Below are 17,102 nucleotides of genomic sequence, written 5' to 3'. Positions count from 1 at the left end.
CTACGTACTCTTCTCTATTGTAATATTTAACTAATAATTCTATTCAATGAATGATTTATTGATTTATTGGTGCAATGATTTTATTTTTACTACATCCATCAATCTTCTTATAAAAGTATTTTTTTAAATAATAGATACTTACAAAAAACGTTCCTACTTCTGCGAAAGTGTTAGAAACAAAAATACCACTATCCCCTATTATACGAGGTAAAATTATTAGTCCTATGATAACTAAAACTAAACTTCTTGATAATGAGATAACAGCTGACATTAGAGGCTGTTCAATTGCAGTAAAGAAAGCTGATGATGTTATATTGAACCCTATAAAAATATATGAAGTAATATATAACCTACTCATCCAGACCCCCATATCTATCAATTCTTTGTTTCCTTTAGCAAAAATACCAACTAATGGTTCACTAAATATAAATACTATAACCATGGATATCATTGAAATTGATTGAGCTGTTATCAGACATAATTTAAGTCCTTTTTTAGCTCGATCCACCTGCCCTGCTCCTAGATTATAACTAACTATAGGTTGCAGGGATTGACTGATTCCAAACAAAATCATAATAATTAAAGTAGTAATATAGAGAACGATACTTATTGCTGATACACCCATTGGTCCCATTCTTTTCATAATCACTATATTAAATATCAATAAAACTATGGATGATGATATTTCTGTTAAGAATTCGGAACATCCATTATATAACATTTTACCTAGTATTCTAAAATTTCCTGCTGGTTTCGTAAATTTCAAATTAGCTTTTTTGGTGAAGAAATATGTCATCATCGCTATTCCACTCAAACCAGCTCCAACACATGTAGCTATAGCTGCTCCAGTAAGACCCATATTTAATTTTATAACAAGTATATAATCAAGAACTATGTTAATAATTGTTCCTATTATAGATACTACCATACAAAATGACGGTCTTCCATCAATACGTATAAAATTCTCCATAATCGGCGAAAGCTGAAATAATAAATTACAACTTAACATTATAACAAGATATTCTTTTACTAGATGAATCAAGGATTCGTCTGCACCAAGTAGTTGAACCAATGTATCCAAAAATATTATTGAAATCAAAGAAGTTATGATTATAAATATTACTGCTATCATAACTGTAAATGAAAATCTTCTACTTGCTTCTTTTTCATTGTTTTCTCCTAATTTAATAGCTGTTAGCACTCCACCACCTATAGTAATCATAATAATTATACTGTTAAGTGCTTGAATGAAAGGTAATGCAATATTTACTGCAGCTAAACCATCAGGACCTACTCCTCTGCTAACAAATATCCCATCAACAATTATATATAATGAAATAACTACCATACTAATAACAGCTGGAACTGAATAATTAATAAATAACTTACTTACTTTGTCTTTTCCTAGATCTAATTGTTTCATATGATTTCTTGCCTCCACGATATCTTCTAACTAATATTAGATATTGTAAAGGTTAGAGTAACTCTAATGTCAAGGATTAATTTTTACAGGTATATTGAATTCTGTGAAAAAAGCTTTATTAGAACTATTAATAAAATGTGATGGTCTTAAAATTTCATAAATACCAGTTTGTATAATGAATCCTCTATCTCTTATACCATCTAGTATTTTAATAAGTTCATTATAAATATTTTGTTCATTTCCCTTATAATAATAGAGTACATAATTACCCTCTGGAATAATAAATACATCTTTAGCTGAGTATTCCATTTTTCCATCATACTCTATATAAAAGTCAGTAGATTGATCTTGAACCTTTTCTAAATCATCAATACAATACTTTACCATCAAGTTACTTTCTAACAAAACTTCAGAATTACCTAACTCAAGTATAGTGTTAAGCTCATCTCTTCCATTACTAAAATAGACAAATTTCCTTTCCATTAATTTTTTGACGCGCCATTTATTTTCAAGACTTTTTTCATATTTTGCGACATTTAGCTTATTATCTATCAAATCACTTACTCTAATCATTCTTTCTATTTCCGCATCAATGTGTTTTTTACTATTACTTAATAAATCAATGAAATCTTCCATATTATCATCAACAAGACTTTTTTTGATATCTTTTATAGGAACATCCATCTGTCTTAATAATTTTATGGTAACCAAATTATAATAATGGTCAAGAGTATAATATCTATATCCGTTAACATCATAATTAGGTTTAATTAATCCTACTTTATCATAATATCTTAATGTGTACTTTGATATGTTAAGCAATCTGGACATATCAGACAAACTTATTCTTCTATTCATTAACTCGACTCCTACAATAATTCAACATTTCTAAACCCTGTATCTTTTCTTTTCACCCATACCAAAAAATTGATTAAGCATAATCTTATTATCATCTTTATCTTTTATATATCCTTGGAAAATTCCCATAGGACCTTCGTAATCTGAATAAATAATGCCTAGATTGAATTTCAACTGTAATTTGGTCAGTGGAAAAAAAGATATATTTACAATACCATATTCATCTTTGATTTTCCATACTTCTTTATTATCTTGCAATTCTCGATTGAATTTTATTGGAGGGAGAACTTGCATGCTACCATTGATCCATAAACAATTTTCATTATATTTTTCATGATTCCTAATTTGGTTATCAGTCAGATTGAAACCTATAAGTCCTGTATTTTTACTGTTGATACACCCTGTAATCCAATCATACTTTACATTATTGGGATAATAGCCTTTATGGTCATCTATAATAGTGAAAGAAGATTCTTTTTCAAATACTATTTTCTCTTTTCCAAGATATAGGGTTCCTTCCATATTCATTAATGCCTTATGGGAATATAATCCCCTATTAGTATCAAAAGGCTGGCAGATAACTATAGGCTCGGTTAAGTGATAAGCAGTCATTTCTAACTTGATATCTGGTAGATCATTTTTATTTTTTATTGTAACTGAAATATCAATCTTACCTTCATCAAGGTCATTATAAATGATTATCGAAAAATCTTTAGAATCATATTTGCTTTCACTTTGATACATCCCATTACTTAATGTTTGCTTCCATGGAATACAATACTTCCTGTAATTATATAGTTTGTCGTTTCTTTTATCATAGATGGATAATTGATTCAGGGCAGATGTTTTGGTATTATATACAGCTCCAAGCATAAAAATATCCTTATTACCTGCTTGAAATGCTTCCCACTCTTTCAACCTGAAATTTTTGAAGTGCTTAGTAAATGGAAATCCTAATGGTTTCTTGGCATCTAACATATTTAATTTCTTGACAGGTTTGTTATATGTTCCAAATTGAAAATTACCATCTGCATCCACTAGACTTAATATTTGCTCTTTGACTTCCCTTGTATAATTTCCCATAATAGAACCTCCTATAGTTTATTAACTTCTGCAATACCCTATGGTGTACTCTATTGGTGTCATATACTAGTAATATACAAGTAAGTTACCAAATAAAATTATAAGTCAAATTTATCTCTCAATAACAAAAACTATCATATAATCCATTAAGCATCAACAAATTACACAATAGTCTTAACTATTACTTACATTATATAATCATTTCATATTAATAACAAGTCAAATTTCCTTTAATTATATAATAATTTATAATCTTAACTCCTTCTTTAATAAAGTTGTCTCATCTGAACTTGGTCCAACCATAAATTTATAGATACCATGTTCTAATTCCCAATTCATTGACTCACTACTAAAATAATATAATTCCTTTATGTTTATTGGTATAGAAATTTCTTTGGTTTCACCTGATTTGATAAATACTTTATCAAATCCTTTTAAAAGTTTTTTTTGACGTTCTATCATAGAATTAATTACTCCTACATAAACCTGAATAATTTCTTCTCCATCAACTTTTCCAATATTAGTTACTCTTACTTTAACATCTACTAAACCATCTTTCTTCTCAAGTACCATATCTGAATATCTATACGAAGTATAACAAAGTCCAAATCCAAATGGATAAGCTGGTTTATGATTTTCTTTATCCAGTAGAGTATATCCATGATATAAATCATAACTGATTTCTTTATCAGTACTACTAAAATATGGTAAATGATCTCCATCTGTTGGTACTGTAAACGGTAACTTACCACTTGGATTAACATCACCAAATAATATTCTAGGTAGAGCATTTCCCCCTTCCATACCTGAATACCAACTATACATGATAGCTGGAACACTATCATCCCATTCTTTTGTCATTATCATGCTTCCACCTATTAAACACACAACGGTATTTGGATTAATGCTCCCAATTTCTTTTATTACATTTATTTCAGATTCCTTTAGAGATAAATTCGACCTATCTCCACCCATTGTATCTCCACTGTTATCTGTATATGAACTTTTCTTATCATTTCTTTTACTTTGCATTGACATCAATTTCTCTATTTGCCCTTGATTTTTATACCCTTCAACAATAATATCTTCCATTGAAACATCTTCATCTGGCGCAACATATTCTCCTTCATCTCTATAGTCATTGCCAGCGAAAATAATCACGCAGTCTACCTCTGTTGCTAAATCTTTAGCTTGCTCTACTTCTATGTCATCACAATAAATAATATCTACTTGATTACCAAAATAATTCTGTAATCCTTCAAGTTGTGTTACAACATAAGGTGCATAAATTCTGCTACTACCATAATCCCCTGTATTTGCTTTTGTTGCAAGCTTACCTACTATTAAAACTTTTTTAATATCTTTAATGAATGGCAATACATCATCTTTATTCTTGATAAGAACCATAGATTTTTCAGCAACTTTTCTTGCTAACTCTGTGTGTTTTTCATTTGCTATTAACTTTTCATCATATTCCATTGAATCTTTTGAATTACTAAAAGTGAGAACTGTTTTTATAACTCTTGTTGCTGAAAGATTAATGATATCTTCTGAAACAACCCCCTGTTGAACTAAATCCAATAAATTCTGTTGATAATAAACAGGCATTGGCATTTCAATATCCATACCAGCCTCAATAGCTTTTTTTGTATCACGTATAGCAAATAAGAAATCTGAAGAAGTAAAACCTTCAAATCCCCATTCATCCCTTAATATCTTAGTAAGTAAATGATAACTTTCACTGCATTGCTCTCCTCTAAATTTATTGTATGAACCCATAAGAGACGCTGCTCCTGCTTCAACACATTTTTTAAAATGAGGAAGATAAACTTCTCTAAGGGTTCTTTCATCACATTCAATATTTACTTTGAACCTTGAATTTTCAATATTATTTACTGCATAATGTTTAATACAAGCCATAACATTATGTTCTTGTACACTTTCAGTTAAAGCTTTGCCCATTTCTCCTAACAAGAATGGATCTTCTCCATATGTCTCTTGTGCCCTACCCCATGCAGGATGACGAAGTAAGTTAATACAGACTCCCGCAAAATAATTGGCTCCACCTGCACGTGCTTCAATACCAATAACATTGCCGATTTCTTTTTCCAATTCTCTATCAAAACTAGCACCACGTGCCATAGATACTGGAAAACAAGTAGAATGTCCCATTACAACTCCTCTAGGTCCATCGGTGAATGCAATAGGCGGTATATCTAACCTATCATTTCCATTGCTTTTAATGGGTATGGGATTATATGCATTTCCATATTCAATACTATTTTGAATCATATCCCAGTTACCATTTAGTAACCATACTTTTTCCTTTAGTGTCAGTTTATTCATTAAATCAGTAACCTTATTATTAATTTGTTCATCAGTTAATATACAATTTTTTTTAAACATTATTAACATCCTTTCTATTATTCTGTCGGTTCTTTAATTCTATTAGAATTTTACTATATGTTTTATTGTCAAGCTTATAAAAATTCAAAACTATAATTAATACTATTATCAGTAATAATGGAACAATTGATACTAGACTCTGAATTCCTATTAAAGCTGTTGTTGTTTGAACTGTATTCTCTATATAACCTGTCATCTGAAGTACGAAACCTGGTATCATTCCTCCAAGTGCCATACCAAATTTGAAGAAAAATCCTACAATAGCATATATAGTACCTTCTGCTCTTATGCCTGTTTTATATTCACCATATTCAATTGTATCTGGTACTAACCCCCATACAACTCCTGTTGCAAAACCAGCTCCTATCGAACCAATAACACTTCCAATTAATATAAGTGGAACAGATGTTGTAAAAGATACGATTGGTCTAATTAACGTTATTGCCATACCTAGTATAAATATATTTTTTTTCTCCATTTTTTTTAGTAATAATGGTGTAAATAGTAATGAAATTAATGTAACTACCATTGATAGAACTAGATTTAGTGAAATCAAATCTTCTCTCATCAAATTATATTTAAAGAAATAAACACCTACTGAACCTGTTATAGCATTATTACCAAAAAGAATTACAAACGCTAAACATATAATTTGTAATGGATGATTTGCTTTAAATATCTTGACAATGGTTTTCAAATTAATTTTTGAAACCTTATTTTCATTTATTGAAGTGTGCCTTTCTTTTGTTGTAAAAAAGGTAATCATCAATAAAACGACAGATATAACAGCAAATATAATCATAGTCAATTGATACCCTTTTGCTGGATTACCATCACCTAGACTTTTTGTTAATGATGGAATACCTACTGCAACTATTAACCCACCAGTCATGGCAAAAAACATCCTTATTGATGACAAACTAGCTCTGTCAGACGAATCCTGTGTCATTGATGAAGTCAACGCACCGTAAGGCACATTTATAAATGTATATGCCATACCTAATCCTATATAAGTTATATATGCATAAACTAATTTTCCAGTATATGAAAAATCAGGAGTAGTAAAACAAAGAACAGCTAAAATACCAAATGGTATTGCCCCCCATAATAAATAAGGTCTGAATTTACCCCATTTTGTATTCGTCCTATCAACAATACCTCCCATTATAGGATCATTAATGGCATCCCATAATCTTGCTACTAAGAAGAGTGTTGAAGCTGCTGCTGGTGAAATTCCGAATATATCCGTATAGTAAATCAACAAAAAGATACTGATAGTCTGAAATACTAAATTACATGCTAAATCCCCCATAGCATAACCTATTTTTTCACTCATTTTTAAATGTTCTTTAACTTGATTCATATGTATTCTCCTCCTTTATTATTTTCATCGATTGATAAAAATTATATCATCTTTAGCAAAATGACCGTATTAATATAAAAGCATTTGTGGTAAAATATTAGTCAATTAATAAACTTTATGAAATCACATAAGTTAAAAAAACACATTAAATAGAACTGGAGGAATTCTATGGATATATCCTCATATAAAGAAAAAATGTTCATGTACACTATGACAACTGGTCTACCAATAAGTTTATATACCAGTAGTGCTAAACTCATTCACCAAATTAATATTCCTGAAATACCCTTCAGTTTTTTAGGAGTTTTTTCACTAGAACAAATAATAAGGGATAAGAAATTATTTTATAATCATAAAACAAATTTTGAAGAATATTTTATTTCGTTACGCATAACTTCTGAAATTTATAATGATTTGATTGTTGTAGTTGGTCCATTTAAATACAAAATGCTTACCAACAATGAAATAAAATCTATTGCAAATCAACATGTTGGTAAATATAGAATGGTTGCATTACAAAAATATTATTATAGTCTCCCTATAGCTAAAATAGGTTCAATCAATCAGCACTATAAATATCTTGAATCTCTTTTTAACAGTACCCATATAGTATTTAATGACGTAGACAAAGATATAATATGTGTTAATTCTCTTGAAAAAAATATTATAGAATATAGAGAAATTGACTTCTACCATCATAATTATTTTTCAGAAAAACAGTATCTTAATATGATGTTTAAAGGCAGAGTCAATCTATATGAAGATTTGGATTTATCTAATATCGAAGCCGGTACAATAGCTAATAATTATATCAGAAACAGAAAGAATCTATGTATTATCAATATTGGTATATTTGAGAGATATGCAATCGAGCAAGGACTTGAAACTCATATTTCATTTACAATAGGAGATACTTATTTGAGGATGGTAGAAGAATGCAAAAATCTATCCGATATAGATATCATCATGCAAACAGCATTTAGGAAATACAAACAAGCTTTAGATCTAGTTTATAAAAGTAAATATTCAAAAATAATAAATACTACTATAAAATATATTAATAATAACTTATCAAACAAACTATCATTAAATGCTGTAGCAAAGCATGTGAATGTACATCCAAATTACCTATCCAAATTGATAAAAAAAGAACTTGGTATGTCTTTTACCGATTATATTTTAAAAGAAAAGATTGATGAATCAAAATTGTTACTTAAATATTCCAACAATTCATTATCAGATATAACTGGTATTCTAGGTTTTAGTTCTAAAAGCTATTTTATAAAATGTTTTAAAAAAATAGAGGGAATAACTCCTGGAGAATATGTAAAAAAACATAATTGATACCATAATAAATACTATTTTCTACTTACTAAATCATATATTAGTTATGAGTATAATATTTGGTGATAGAATATGGATAATAGAGATCTATACTATAATGAAATGCCTTTTATAAATATACAAGACAAGAGAAGGCTTAAGAACTATGAAGATAAATTAGTCATGATAAAATCCAAATTAGGATTTACTCACTTATTCCGATTAAGAGAATGTAACCCAAAATATATCACCGGCATTATGTATACAGGTAAACAATTCGAACCTGTAAAGATACCTCTTAATAATATAGAATGTTTTTATGCTACAAAACTAGATTATAATAATCTCAAGTAACAGTTTATAACCAAAATTCAGGTTGGCAAAGGATATTATCCAATCCATTGCCAACCTGAATTTTCATTTGGATAACCCGATTGATAACATGATGATGTTTCTAATCATTTATTTGATAGTTCCTGTAAAGTATTAATAATAACACTATACGCTTCTTCTATATTATTAATACTAGACACTGCATTTTCTATTGGACAAGGTCCTGTACCTGTTCTATTGATTATTTCAGGTACAATTTCTTTATAATGTACATCTACATTATACATATTAGCTGTATCTAAAGCTTTTTGGCTTATGATAGGAGTAATAACTTTCGTAGCTTTACATTTGATAGCCAAACACATTGCGCCTTTTCCTATGATTTTATCAATGACTGTTATATTGGTATAATCATATTCTTCATTAATATAATCCAGCAAAGGTTTTACACCTTTTTCTTTTGAAGTAAATACTACTTTATCATTATGTTTAACCATACATGTATAATTATTATTTTCTAATTCATAATTATCAAGCTGTCGCATTTTGATACCCTACTTTCTTAATCAAGACCATTATTGAAGGAATTACTACCAATTGTAATGCTATTCCTGGTAGTCCAGTCACTATCATCCCTGTAAAACTGATAAACTTAGGAAGCGTAATACCCAACAGATTTGTTGCAGCAAATATCATGAAACCTACAACTATTCTACCTGTAACCATAGCAGAAATCAACGATACAATTATATTCAATTCATATTTATTAAATAATAGACCTGCCATCAATCCATATACAGGCAACTCAACTATCATAAAAAACAGATTAGGTACTGGTGGCATTCCAGTAAAAACATGACTAATCAATACAGATACTAAACCTACTAATAATCCACTTATAGGACCACATACAAAACCTGCTAAAAGAACAGGTATATGCATAGGTAAGAAAATACTCCCTGCCAAATTGCCAAAAACATGAAACATCTGAGGTAATACAACTCCTAATGCTGCAAATAATGCTGTATAGACCAATTGTTTACTCTTCATATGAAATTCTCCTTCCAAAATGTATATACTATGTTAAATCCTAAGATAAAAAAACAAACACCAAAAAAGCCTTACAACCTTCTTGGTGTTATATTTCTCTTAGCACTTCCTGCACTAATTCTTCAATCAATTTATTTAATTTTTTACCTTTTACACCTGCAATTACCATATTGCATTTATTAAATGGCAAAAGTATTTTCTTCGCTTCACTGGATGAAATGGATAAAGCTATATCTGATGTAATTTCTCCCATCATAGCATCAGGTACCATAATTGCAAGAGGTCCTAAGATGATATCAACTCTTTTACTCATGACTTTTATAGCATTTTCACCAGTAGCACCGGAGTTCGCTCCAGATTTTATCATACCGGTAGTTGCAGTTGAATTCGTTCCAAGTGCAATTAATTCATGAGTTCTATCAATATTGTCTTTTAACTTTTCAATTATGATTTTTCCGATACCTCCGCCCTGTCCATCAACGACAGCTATCTTCAATTAACCACCTCTTCTCCAATTATTACTCTCAATAGATTTTTTATAGGTAAATTCTTTTTGCCTGATCCATAACCAACTCTTTTTATAGTCATCTTAGGCATAGAAATAAAATTCTCGGCTATAGTTTTAATAATCGCAGCACCAGTCGGTGTTACTAGTTCAGTTTTAATGTTAGTCTGATAAATCGGTACATCCTTTAATACTTCAACCGTAGCAGGAGCAGGTATTGGTATTATGCCATTAGCACATTCAATAAAACCTGTACCCAAATGAATAGGAGAAGCATATACTTTGTCTACATCTAATAAATCAATACATATTGAAGCACCCATAATATCAACAATTGAATCTAAAGCACCTATTTCATGGAAAAAAATATCTTCTACAGGTTGCCCATGTACTCTAGCCTCGCTTTCTGCAACTAAAATAAAAATGGACTTACCTATTTCTTTCGCTCTTTGGCTAATGAGACTTTCATCTATAATATTAATAATATCATTTAAGTTCCTTTTTGGATAGACCAAATTTTCATCTATATGTACATAAACATCTGTTGCACTTATACCATCTTTTCTCTTTTTGTTTATATCAAGACTGAATCCCTCAACATTTAATTTGTCTAGCTCTCCAATAAAAATATCTTTTTCGACTCCCAAATCTAGAAGTGCACCTAGAGTCATATCGCCACTCAGACCACCTAGACAATCAAAATAAAGTATTTTACCCATGTCTAAACACCTCCGATGTCCAAATTTGTACCAAACGTTTGGAATAACTATACTTTATCATAAGAAACCAATTAAGTCAACCTTTTCTAACATATAATTAACCATTATTACTATATTATATAGTATAATGGTTAATAAATATTACATTAATCTTTATTTAGTTTTAGTTTTTATAACCATTTTTTACTGCCCAATCCTTCTTGGAATTATATATGACCATATAGTCGTCTGGTACTTCCTTATAAATTAATTTCAAATAATATTTTGCCCTGTCCAGATCATTCAAAGTAACTAATTTATAATCCTGTCTTGTATATTCTCCATCCTTAGTAATACAATAATATAAATCACCATTAGGCTTTATCCAATTATCTTTAGTATTCATAATACTATGTAAAAACTTTTCAGCTAAGTCGAACAATTTGTCATCTTGATATAACAGATGGTATCTATACATGACTGTCATTTCAGATAGCATATGATTAAGAGAACAATGAGGCATTATTTCATTACCATCATAGTCCATATAATCTGCAATAAAAATATTTCCGTCCAGATAAAAACTATTGTTATCAACAAAATCAATGTAGAACTCAAAATACTCATCCAACACTTCTTTTATTTTTTCATCTGGATACACTTCCTGCATGTGTAAGAAACTGCTTATCGTGTCAGTATTGAATCTTGTATCATAGAATTCACCATTAATTTTGTAATCATCGTATAACCAATCAGATCTTGGTACTGTAGGAATATAATTCTTATCGTTATATAAATCAGCATAAGTATACATGAGACTTACACCATAAGTCGTAAATATACTACCTTGATCAAGCACCCAATAACAACCTCTCATATGTGTTCCACAAGCTGTCCTGTAGAAATCATTTTTAGCAGAAGGTTTATAAGTACTTGGATTATCATAATATATGCCATCAGCCCAAACATATTTTACATCAGCTAAATCTAATGCTGATAAAGTGGCTAAATTGAATTGTACACTTTTATCGTTAATTAAATTATTAAGAGCGACCATTCCGTTTACTTTAGTCGAATATCCATTCTTAACTGGCAGAACATATCTATATGTGTTTTTATCATCCATAATTATTGAATTATCCTGCTTAATTTTAGTTACAGATTTTACTGTTTCACCTATATCCTTCTCCAAGAAAACTCTTCCTAACATTATATGATTTTTATCTCCATCAACCAGATTAAAGATATTATTAAAATTTTGGCTTGATGTAACGTCATGAATATTATATTTTATAACATGGTTTTCATAATAACCTTCCGTAACACTTATACTATCAGCTTTTGAAGCTTCTATAGAAAATGACAGGCTTTTACTTTTTTTATTGTATGGGATATATTCCACATAATATAAAATTCCGCTATCAATAACTTCGTGAAATGTTAGTTTCAATTTACCATATTCCTCGGATAAATTAAGATCATAAGTATATTCATTCATATACTTATGCTTAACCAAACTCATATTAGTCAAAATTGGATCTATTGGTTTATCATCTATCAAATCAGCAATTTCTAACTCATAATCATTAACATTATCTTTATCTAAATCAAACCATATCTTGGAATAGTCTGTCTTATTTTCTGTAGATACTGTATTATTATCATCAATACCACTTAAATAATCTTTATATTCTTGCGTATCAGTAAAGTTATTCTTATCGTTGTCGTACTCAACATTTAAATTATTACTAGTTTCAATAGAATCATCTTTCAGCTTATAAATCACCAAAAATATTATTGCAATAGAAATAATAACTGCAAACATTACAGCTATTTTCTTACTAGAATTTCTCATCATTAGTATACCTCACTATTTTTATAAAAAGTTATTTATTTCCATTGTATCATAATTATGCACTATATTAAATCCTCACTTTCCCGATTGCATTTAACACCATTAATATTTTTAAGATACAATGAGAATTTGTAGTTAGGGAAGTTTTCTTAGTGCATATGAAAACGCTCCTATTTCATATGCTTAAAAAGTAGGACTTACCTATAAGCTAAAAAAGTATAAGTCATAAAAATTTCATTTCTATGACTTATACCTCTTACAATTTTTCACTAGATATGTATATGAGAATATCATTTTTCTTTATCTTCCTATCTTTATCAGGATTTAAGGAAACTTTTTCATTTGCGATTCCAACTAGAATTGTATTATATTTATCTATATATTTAATCGAAAGTTCTTTGAATGACATTCCTATATCATCTTCTTTAGCAGTACATTCATATAATTCATTACCATATGAGTTTGTCAATAATTCTTTTAATACAGAACTTACATTTTTATATACTGCACTCCTAACCATAACTCGACTACTCATTTGATTGCTAACAATAATATCATTAACATTTGCTCGTTCAAAATGGGGAGTATTCTCTTCATCAAGCACTTCCGCAATCAGGTGAATGTCACTATTGAATTTATCGACTGCCAGACATATGAGTACTGATTTAGCATCTGCCATTCCATCTTTATCTCTTAACTTTTCATCAGCTACAACTATCACAATATCCGCATAAGGAACATTAGCCTTTAATAATGTTTCATCTACAGTAGGATCTCCATGTACAAAATAGGTATTCTTATCTGGTAGATTCAAACTTTCAATTTCAGAAACTATAACTATTTTTCGTTCTGGACTATCTTTTATTAATTCTTTCAACATTGTTTCACTTTTCTTATTCCATCCAATAAGTACTATATGATTCTTGAACTTGATGTCCACTAATCCCCTACCTTCTTTCATTTTATTCTCAATAAAGATTGATGCAACAGCTGCTGTCACAAAACCAAATGTACTAATACCTATTAACATAAGGGCTACGCCAAACAGACGTCCTCCAAGTGTAACTGGATAGTAATCACCATAACCAACCGTTGTTGTAGTTACGAATCCCCACCATAAAGAATCACCATAACTTATATCAACATCAGCTTTACTTTCAAAAATGTAAAAAGCTGTTGAACACACTAATAATGCAACTATGAAAATTCCTATCAACTTATATATTTTACTCTTTTCCATTGATATATGCAGAACTTTAATTGCATTTAATAATACTGATATCATCTCATCGTCTCCTAGATTGTTTATTAATAACTATCCCAGGCTTTTTCGTAATAACCGAATAAAACAGGATTAGTAAGACTATTAACCTCTACTTTATCTTTTGATTTTTTCTCATCATCAGCAAAAACAAATAATGCCTTGACCATATCATTATTAAGGTATCTGGTTGGGACTTTTAGATCAATATCTTCTTCTTTAAATTCCTCATTGGAAGCTAATGTAAATCCCCAATCCCCAAATGAAGGTACATACAAATGGTATCCTGTAGTATAAAATCCTTCTGATTCAACGGTCTTACGGATACACCAATAAGCTTGTTCAGCATAATATGGACTTGTTGATTGAATAGCAACCATACCTCCATCATCTAACCTGCTATATATCAACCTATAAAATAAATTAGTATATAGTTTATTTAAAGCTTCATTGTTAGGGTCCGGTAAGTCCACAATAATAACATCAAATCTCTTATCCGTATTTTCAAGAAATTTATAGGCATCTTGATTGATGACATTCATCTTTTCATTATCCAAAGACTCCTTATTCAATGATTTCACGAGAGGGTTGGTCTTACAGAATTTTACGACTTCTTTGTCTAAATCAACTAAAGTAATATTCTCGACATCATCATATTTCAATATTTCCCTTGCAGCTAATCCATCTCCACCACCTAGGATAAGTATATCATTATGCTCTTTAGCAAGTGTCATCGCAGGATGAATCAGAGATTCATGATATCTATATTCATCCTGTGAACTAAATTGAACATTACCATTAAGAAACAAACGAAGATCATCACGATGTTTAGTTACAACTATTCGTTGATGCTCTGTTTGCTTCCTATATATTATTTGATCTCTATAGAAACTATCCTCAATCTTATCAGCTGTCGAATCAGCTGTTATAAAACCTACTATAATCAATAGAGCAAATAATGCAGCTAATATCTTCAACGCATCTATTCTTTTTATGTGGTCACTATACTTATAAATTATGATATTCGCAACTATTATATTGATAAAACCAACTAAAAAAGCTGTTTTTATATATCCTAGATGTGGTAATAAGATTAACGGAAATGCTACCGAACCTATTAATGCTCCAATATAATCGAAACTTAGAACATTAGCAAGCGTCATCCTAAGATTATTCTCTTTTTCTTCTATAATACGAGTAAGTATAGGTATCTCCAGTCCTACTAAAATACCAATTATAATTATTGTTATATACATCACAGGAAGATACACTTTGGTATATCCATATGCAGCAAATAAAAGCACCGCCGATATACCTCCAACTAAACCTATTGATAGTTCTATTATAACAAAAACATCAAATAAGTTACGTCTGAACTTCTTGGTCACATATGATCCTACACCCATAGCACTCATATACAATCCTATAGTAATAGAATATTGCTTAACACTATCCCCCAATAAATATGAACTGATTGCACCGATAATCAGTTCATATATTATTCCACATATAGCTATAATAAAAACAGCAAACATCAAAGGGGTAGCATTAATTTTCCCTGTATCTATATCTTTTTTAATGCTATTTTCTTTTGTCATGTTAACCTCCATAACTTTTTGCAAAGCTATTCAAACTTATAAAATTGCAGCACTTACAACTATTGCCACACCAATAAAAATTCCTGCTACTGCTAAACCTGCAGCCATATTATGATCATCAATTTCTTTGTTTAAATCGAACGGTGTTATTAAATCAAACACTTTATATCCTATTGCACAGAAAAACATACCAATTGCAAAATATATTATACTAGAAATGATAGGATTCATTTATTCAAACCTCCTTAGACATTATTATTTATAAATCAATTTTTATATGTACTTAAAAAACTTATGCAATAGCTGCTTTGATGATTATTGCTACCGCTATGAATATTCCTGCTATTACCGCTCCTACAGCTGGATTTTTCTCTTTAATCTCTTCGGCGAAATTATAAGGTGTAATCATATCAAATATTTTATATCCTACAAACATTAAAACTAATGCCAAAATAGCATAAATAATAGTTGCTACAAACTCATTATTTAAAAAGTCCATTATATTATCTCCTTCCTTAACATATCAATTTGATTATTTACCAAAGCTTGTACCTCCACCTAATCTTGATTTTGAACCAACACTACCAGAGCGAATTGACTTTGTTCTAGATGTACTACTACTTGATGTACTGTGACTTGTTTTTGGAGTACTTTTACTAGATGTTGAAGTGTTCTTACTTGTTGATGTATTACTATTTGTTGTCTTGCTAGATGATGTGTTGGAATTTTTAGTTCTAATCTTACTAGAAGCATTTTTATCTGGTTTAATTTTATTAGAATCAGTTTTTACTTTAGTCGTATCTTTTTTATCAGCAGTTGTACTCTTGCTTGATGAAGTTTTAACGTTTTTAACTGCTCTAGCATAACCATTTCCATAACGACTATTATCTTTTGTATAATACCTGCTAGAAGTATAAGAAGTATCATAGAACAACACTATGTTATTTCTATATGGTCTATACAAACCATGGTATCCATTATTATGTATATATTTTCTCGATGATATTTGTATATATGTTTCTCCATCTTCATTTGCATAGATTAATACATAATAATCATCATATGTCAATTGTATAGCTTCATTATTATCCAGATCAGTATAATCTTCTGGCCAATCTTCCTTCATTAGGTATTGAGCAGCTTCTTGTACAGTCATATCTGTTGTATATACATTGGCTTTATCTGATTTATCATAATTACTTGTTAGACTGGTCGCATATTGAAAATTAGAATTATCATCTAACTTCTTGGCTAATGATTTATGTGAACCTATACAACTGATTATGAAAATAAACCACATACATAAAACTAAACCTATAAAAATCTTTAAGCCTTTTTTCATATAA

General features: G+C 29.6%; 17 protein-coding genes. 2 read left to right on the top strand and 15 right to left on the bottom strand.

From position 1 onward, the window contains the following. Nucleotides 1-55: 55 nt before the first annotated feature. From QMG30_RS12020 to QMG30_RS12000, 5 genes are all read right to left on the bottom strand, one after another. Nucleotides 56-1,423, bottom strand: coding sequence for an MATE family efflux transporter (locus tag QMG30_RS12020; protein ID WP_281815665.1), 1,368 nt, complete (start codon nucleotides 1,421-1,423; stop codon nucleotides 56-58). Between the two features lie 69 nt (nucleotides 1,424-1,492). Then, nucleotides 1,493-2,281, bottom strand: a complete 789-nt coding sequence (locus QMG30_RS12015; RefSeq protein WP_281815662.1) for a MerR family transcriptional regulator — start codon at nucleotides 2,279-2,281, stop codon at nucleotides 1,493-1,495. Nucleotides 2,282-2,311: 30 nt separating this feature from the next. Next, the gene (locus QMG30_RS12010; RefSeq protein WP_281815659.1) at nucleotides 2,312-3,364 is read right to left on the bottom strand and encodes a DUF2804 family protein; all 1,053 of its coding nucleotides are present in this window, start codon (nucleotides 3,362-3,364) and stop codon (nucleotides 2,312-2,314) included. A gap of 246 nt (nucleotides 3,365-3,610) precedes the next feature. Further along, nucleotides 3,611-5,770: a beta-glucosidase gene (locus QMG30_RS12005; protein WP_281815656.1), complete on the bottom strand. Its 2,160-nt coding sequence runs from the start codon at nucleotides 5,768-5,770 to the stop codon at nucleotides 3,611-3,613. Beyond that, on the bottom strand, nucleotides 5,763-7,133 hold the full coding sequence (locus QMG30_RS12000) for a glycoside-pentoside-hexuronide (GPH):cation symporter (RefSeq protein ID WP_281815653.1): 1,371 nt from the start codon (nucleotides 7,131-7,133) through the stop codon (nucleotides 5,763-5,765). The genes QMG30_RS12005 and QMG30_RS12000 overlap by 8 nt, the downstream gene beginning before the upstream one ends. Nucleotides 7,134-7,301: 168 nt before the next feature. Between QMG30_RS12000 and QMG30_RS11995 the strand changes: the two genes are divergently transcribed. Together QMG30_RS11995 and QMG30_RS11990 are read left to right on the top strand one after the other, a co-directional pair. Next, nucleotides 7,302-8,477, top strand: a complete 1,176-nt coding sequence (locus QMG30_RS11995) for an AraC family transcriptional regulator (protein WP_281815651.1) — start codon at nucleotides 7,302-7,304, stop codon at nucleotides 8,475-8,477. A 72-nt stretch (nucleotides 8,478-8,549) separates the two neighbouring features. Further along, nucleotides 8,550-8,810 carry a hypothetical protein gene (locus QMG30_RS11990; protein ID WP_281815648.1) on the top strand — a complete coding sequence of 87 codons (261 nt, stop codon included), beginning with the start codon at nucleotides 8,550-8,552 and terminating at the stop codon, nucleotides 8,808-8,810. A 104-nt stretch (nucleotides 8,811-8,914) separates the two neighbouring features. Here the strand turns inward: QMG30_RS11990 and QMG30_RS11985 are convergent, their stop codons facing one another. From QMG30_RS11985 to QMG30_RS11940, 10 genes are all read right to left on the bottom strand, one after another. After that, a complete protein-coding gene (locus QMG30_RS11985; protein ID WP_281815646.1) occupies nucleotides 8,915-9,334 on the bottom strand; it encodes a DUF1893 domain-containing protein in 420 nt (139 codons plus the stop codon). After that, nucleotides 9,321-9,839, bottom strand: coding sequence for an ECF transporter S component (locus QMG30_RS11980; RefSeq protein ID WP_281815644.1), 519 nt, complete (start codon nucleotides 9,837-9,839; stop codon nucleotides 9,321-9,323). Before QMG30_RS11980 ends, QMG30_RS11985 begins: the two co-directional genes overlap by 14 nt. Before the next feature lie 88 nt (nucleotides 9,840-9,927). After that, nucleotides 9,928-10,335, bottom strand: a complete 408-nt coding sequence (locus QMG30_RS11975; protein WP_281815642.1) for a DUF3842 family protein — start codon at nucleotides 10,333-10,335, stop codon at nucleotides 9,928-9,930. Further along, on the bottom strand, nucleotides 10,332-11,063 hold the full coding sequence (larC, locus tag QMG30_RS11970) for a nickel pincer cofactor biosynthesis protein LarC (RefSeq protein WP_281815641.1): 732 nt from the start codon (nucleotides 11,061-11,063) through the stop codon (nucleotides 10,332-10,334). Before larC ends, QMG30_RS11975 begins: the two co-directional genes overlap by 4 nt. Before the next feature lie 163 nt (nucleotides 11,064-11,226). After that, the gene (locus QMG30_RS11965; RefSeq protein ID WP_281815639.1) at nucleotides 11,227-12,900 is read right to left on the bottom strand and encodes a hypothetical protein; all 1,674 of its coding nucleotides are present in this window, start codon (nucleotides 12,898-12,900) and stop codon (nucleotides 11,227-11,229) included. Between the two features lie 253 nt (nucleotides 12,901-13,153). Then, entirely contained in the window at nucleotides 13,154-14,182 is a 1,029-nt protein-coding gene (locus QMG30_RS11960) for a potassium channel family protein (RefSeq protein WP_281815637.1), read from the bottom strand. A 23-nt stretch (nucleotides 14,183-14,205) separates the two neighbouring features. Then, nucleotides 14,206-15,756 (bottom strand): polyamine aminopropyltransferase, encoded by a 1,551-nt coding sequence (locus tag QMG30_RS11955; RefSeq protein WP_281815635.1) that lies wholly within the window; start codon nucleotides 15,754-15,756, stop codon nucleotides 14,206-14,208. A gap of 36 nt (nucleotides 15,757-15,792) precedes the next feature. Next, nucleotides 15,793-15,987, bottom strand: a complete 195-nt coding sequence (locus QMG30_RS11950; protein ID WP_281815633.1) for a DUF350 domain-containing protein — start codon at nucleotides 15,985-15,987, stop codon at nucleotides 15,793-15,795. Between the two features lie 61 nt (nucleotides 15,988-16,048). Then, nucleotides 16,049-16,255 carry a DUF350 domain-containing protein gene (locus QMG30_RS11945; RefSeq protein WP_281815632.1) on the bottom strand — a complete coding sequence of 69 codons (207 nt, stop codon included), beginning with the start codon at nucleotides 16,253-16,255 and terminating at the stop codon, nucleotides 16,049-16,051. A 33-nt stretch (nucleotides 16,256-16,288) separates the two neighbouring features. Next, nucleotides 16,289-17,098, bottom strand: a complete 810-nt coding sequence (locus QMG30_RS11940; RefSeq protein ID WP_281815630.1) for a hypothetical protein — start codon at nucleotides 17,096-17,098, stop codon at nucleotides 16,289-16,291. Nucleotides 17,099-17,102 lie beyond the last annotated feature (4 nt).

It is taken from the genome of Vallitalea longa, from assembly GCF_027923465.1.
Classification (GTDB): domain Bacteria; phylum Bacillota; class Clostridia; order Lachnospirales; family Vallitaleaceae; genus Vallitalea; species Vallitalea longa.
The sequence above is the reverse complement of the archived record's forward strand: the minus strand, read 5'-3'. Positions and strand labels throughout refer to the sequence as shown.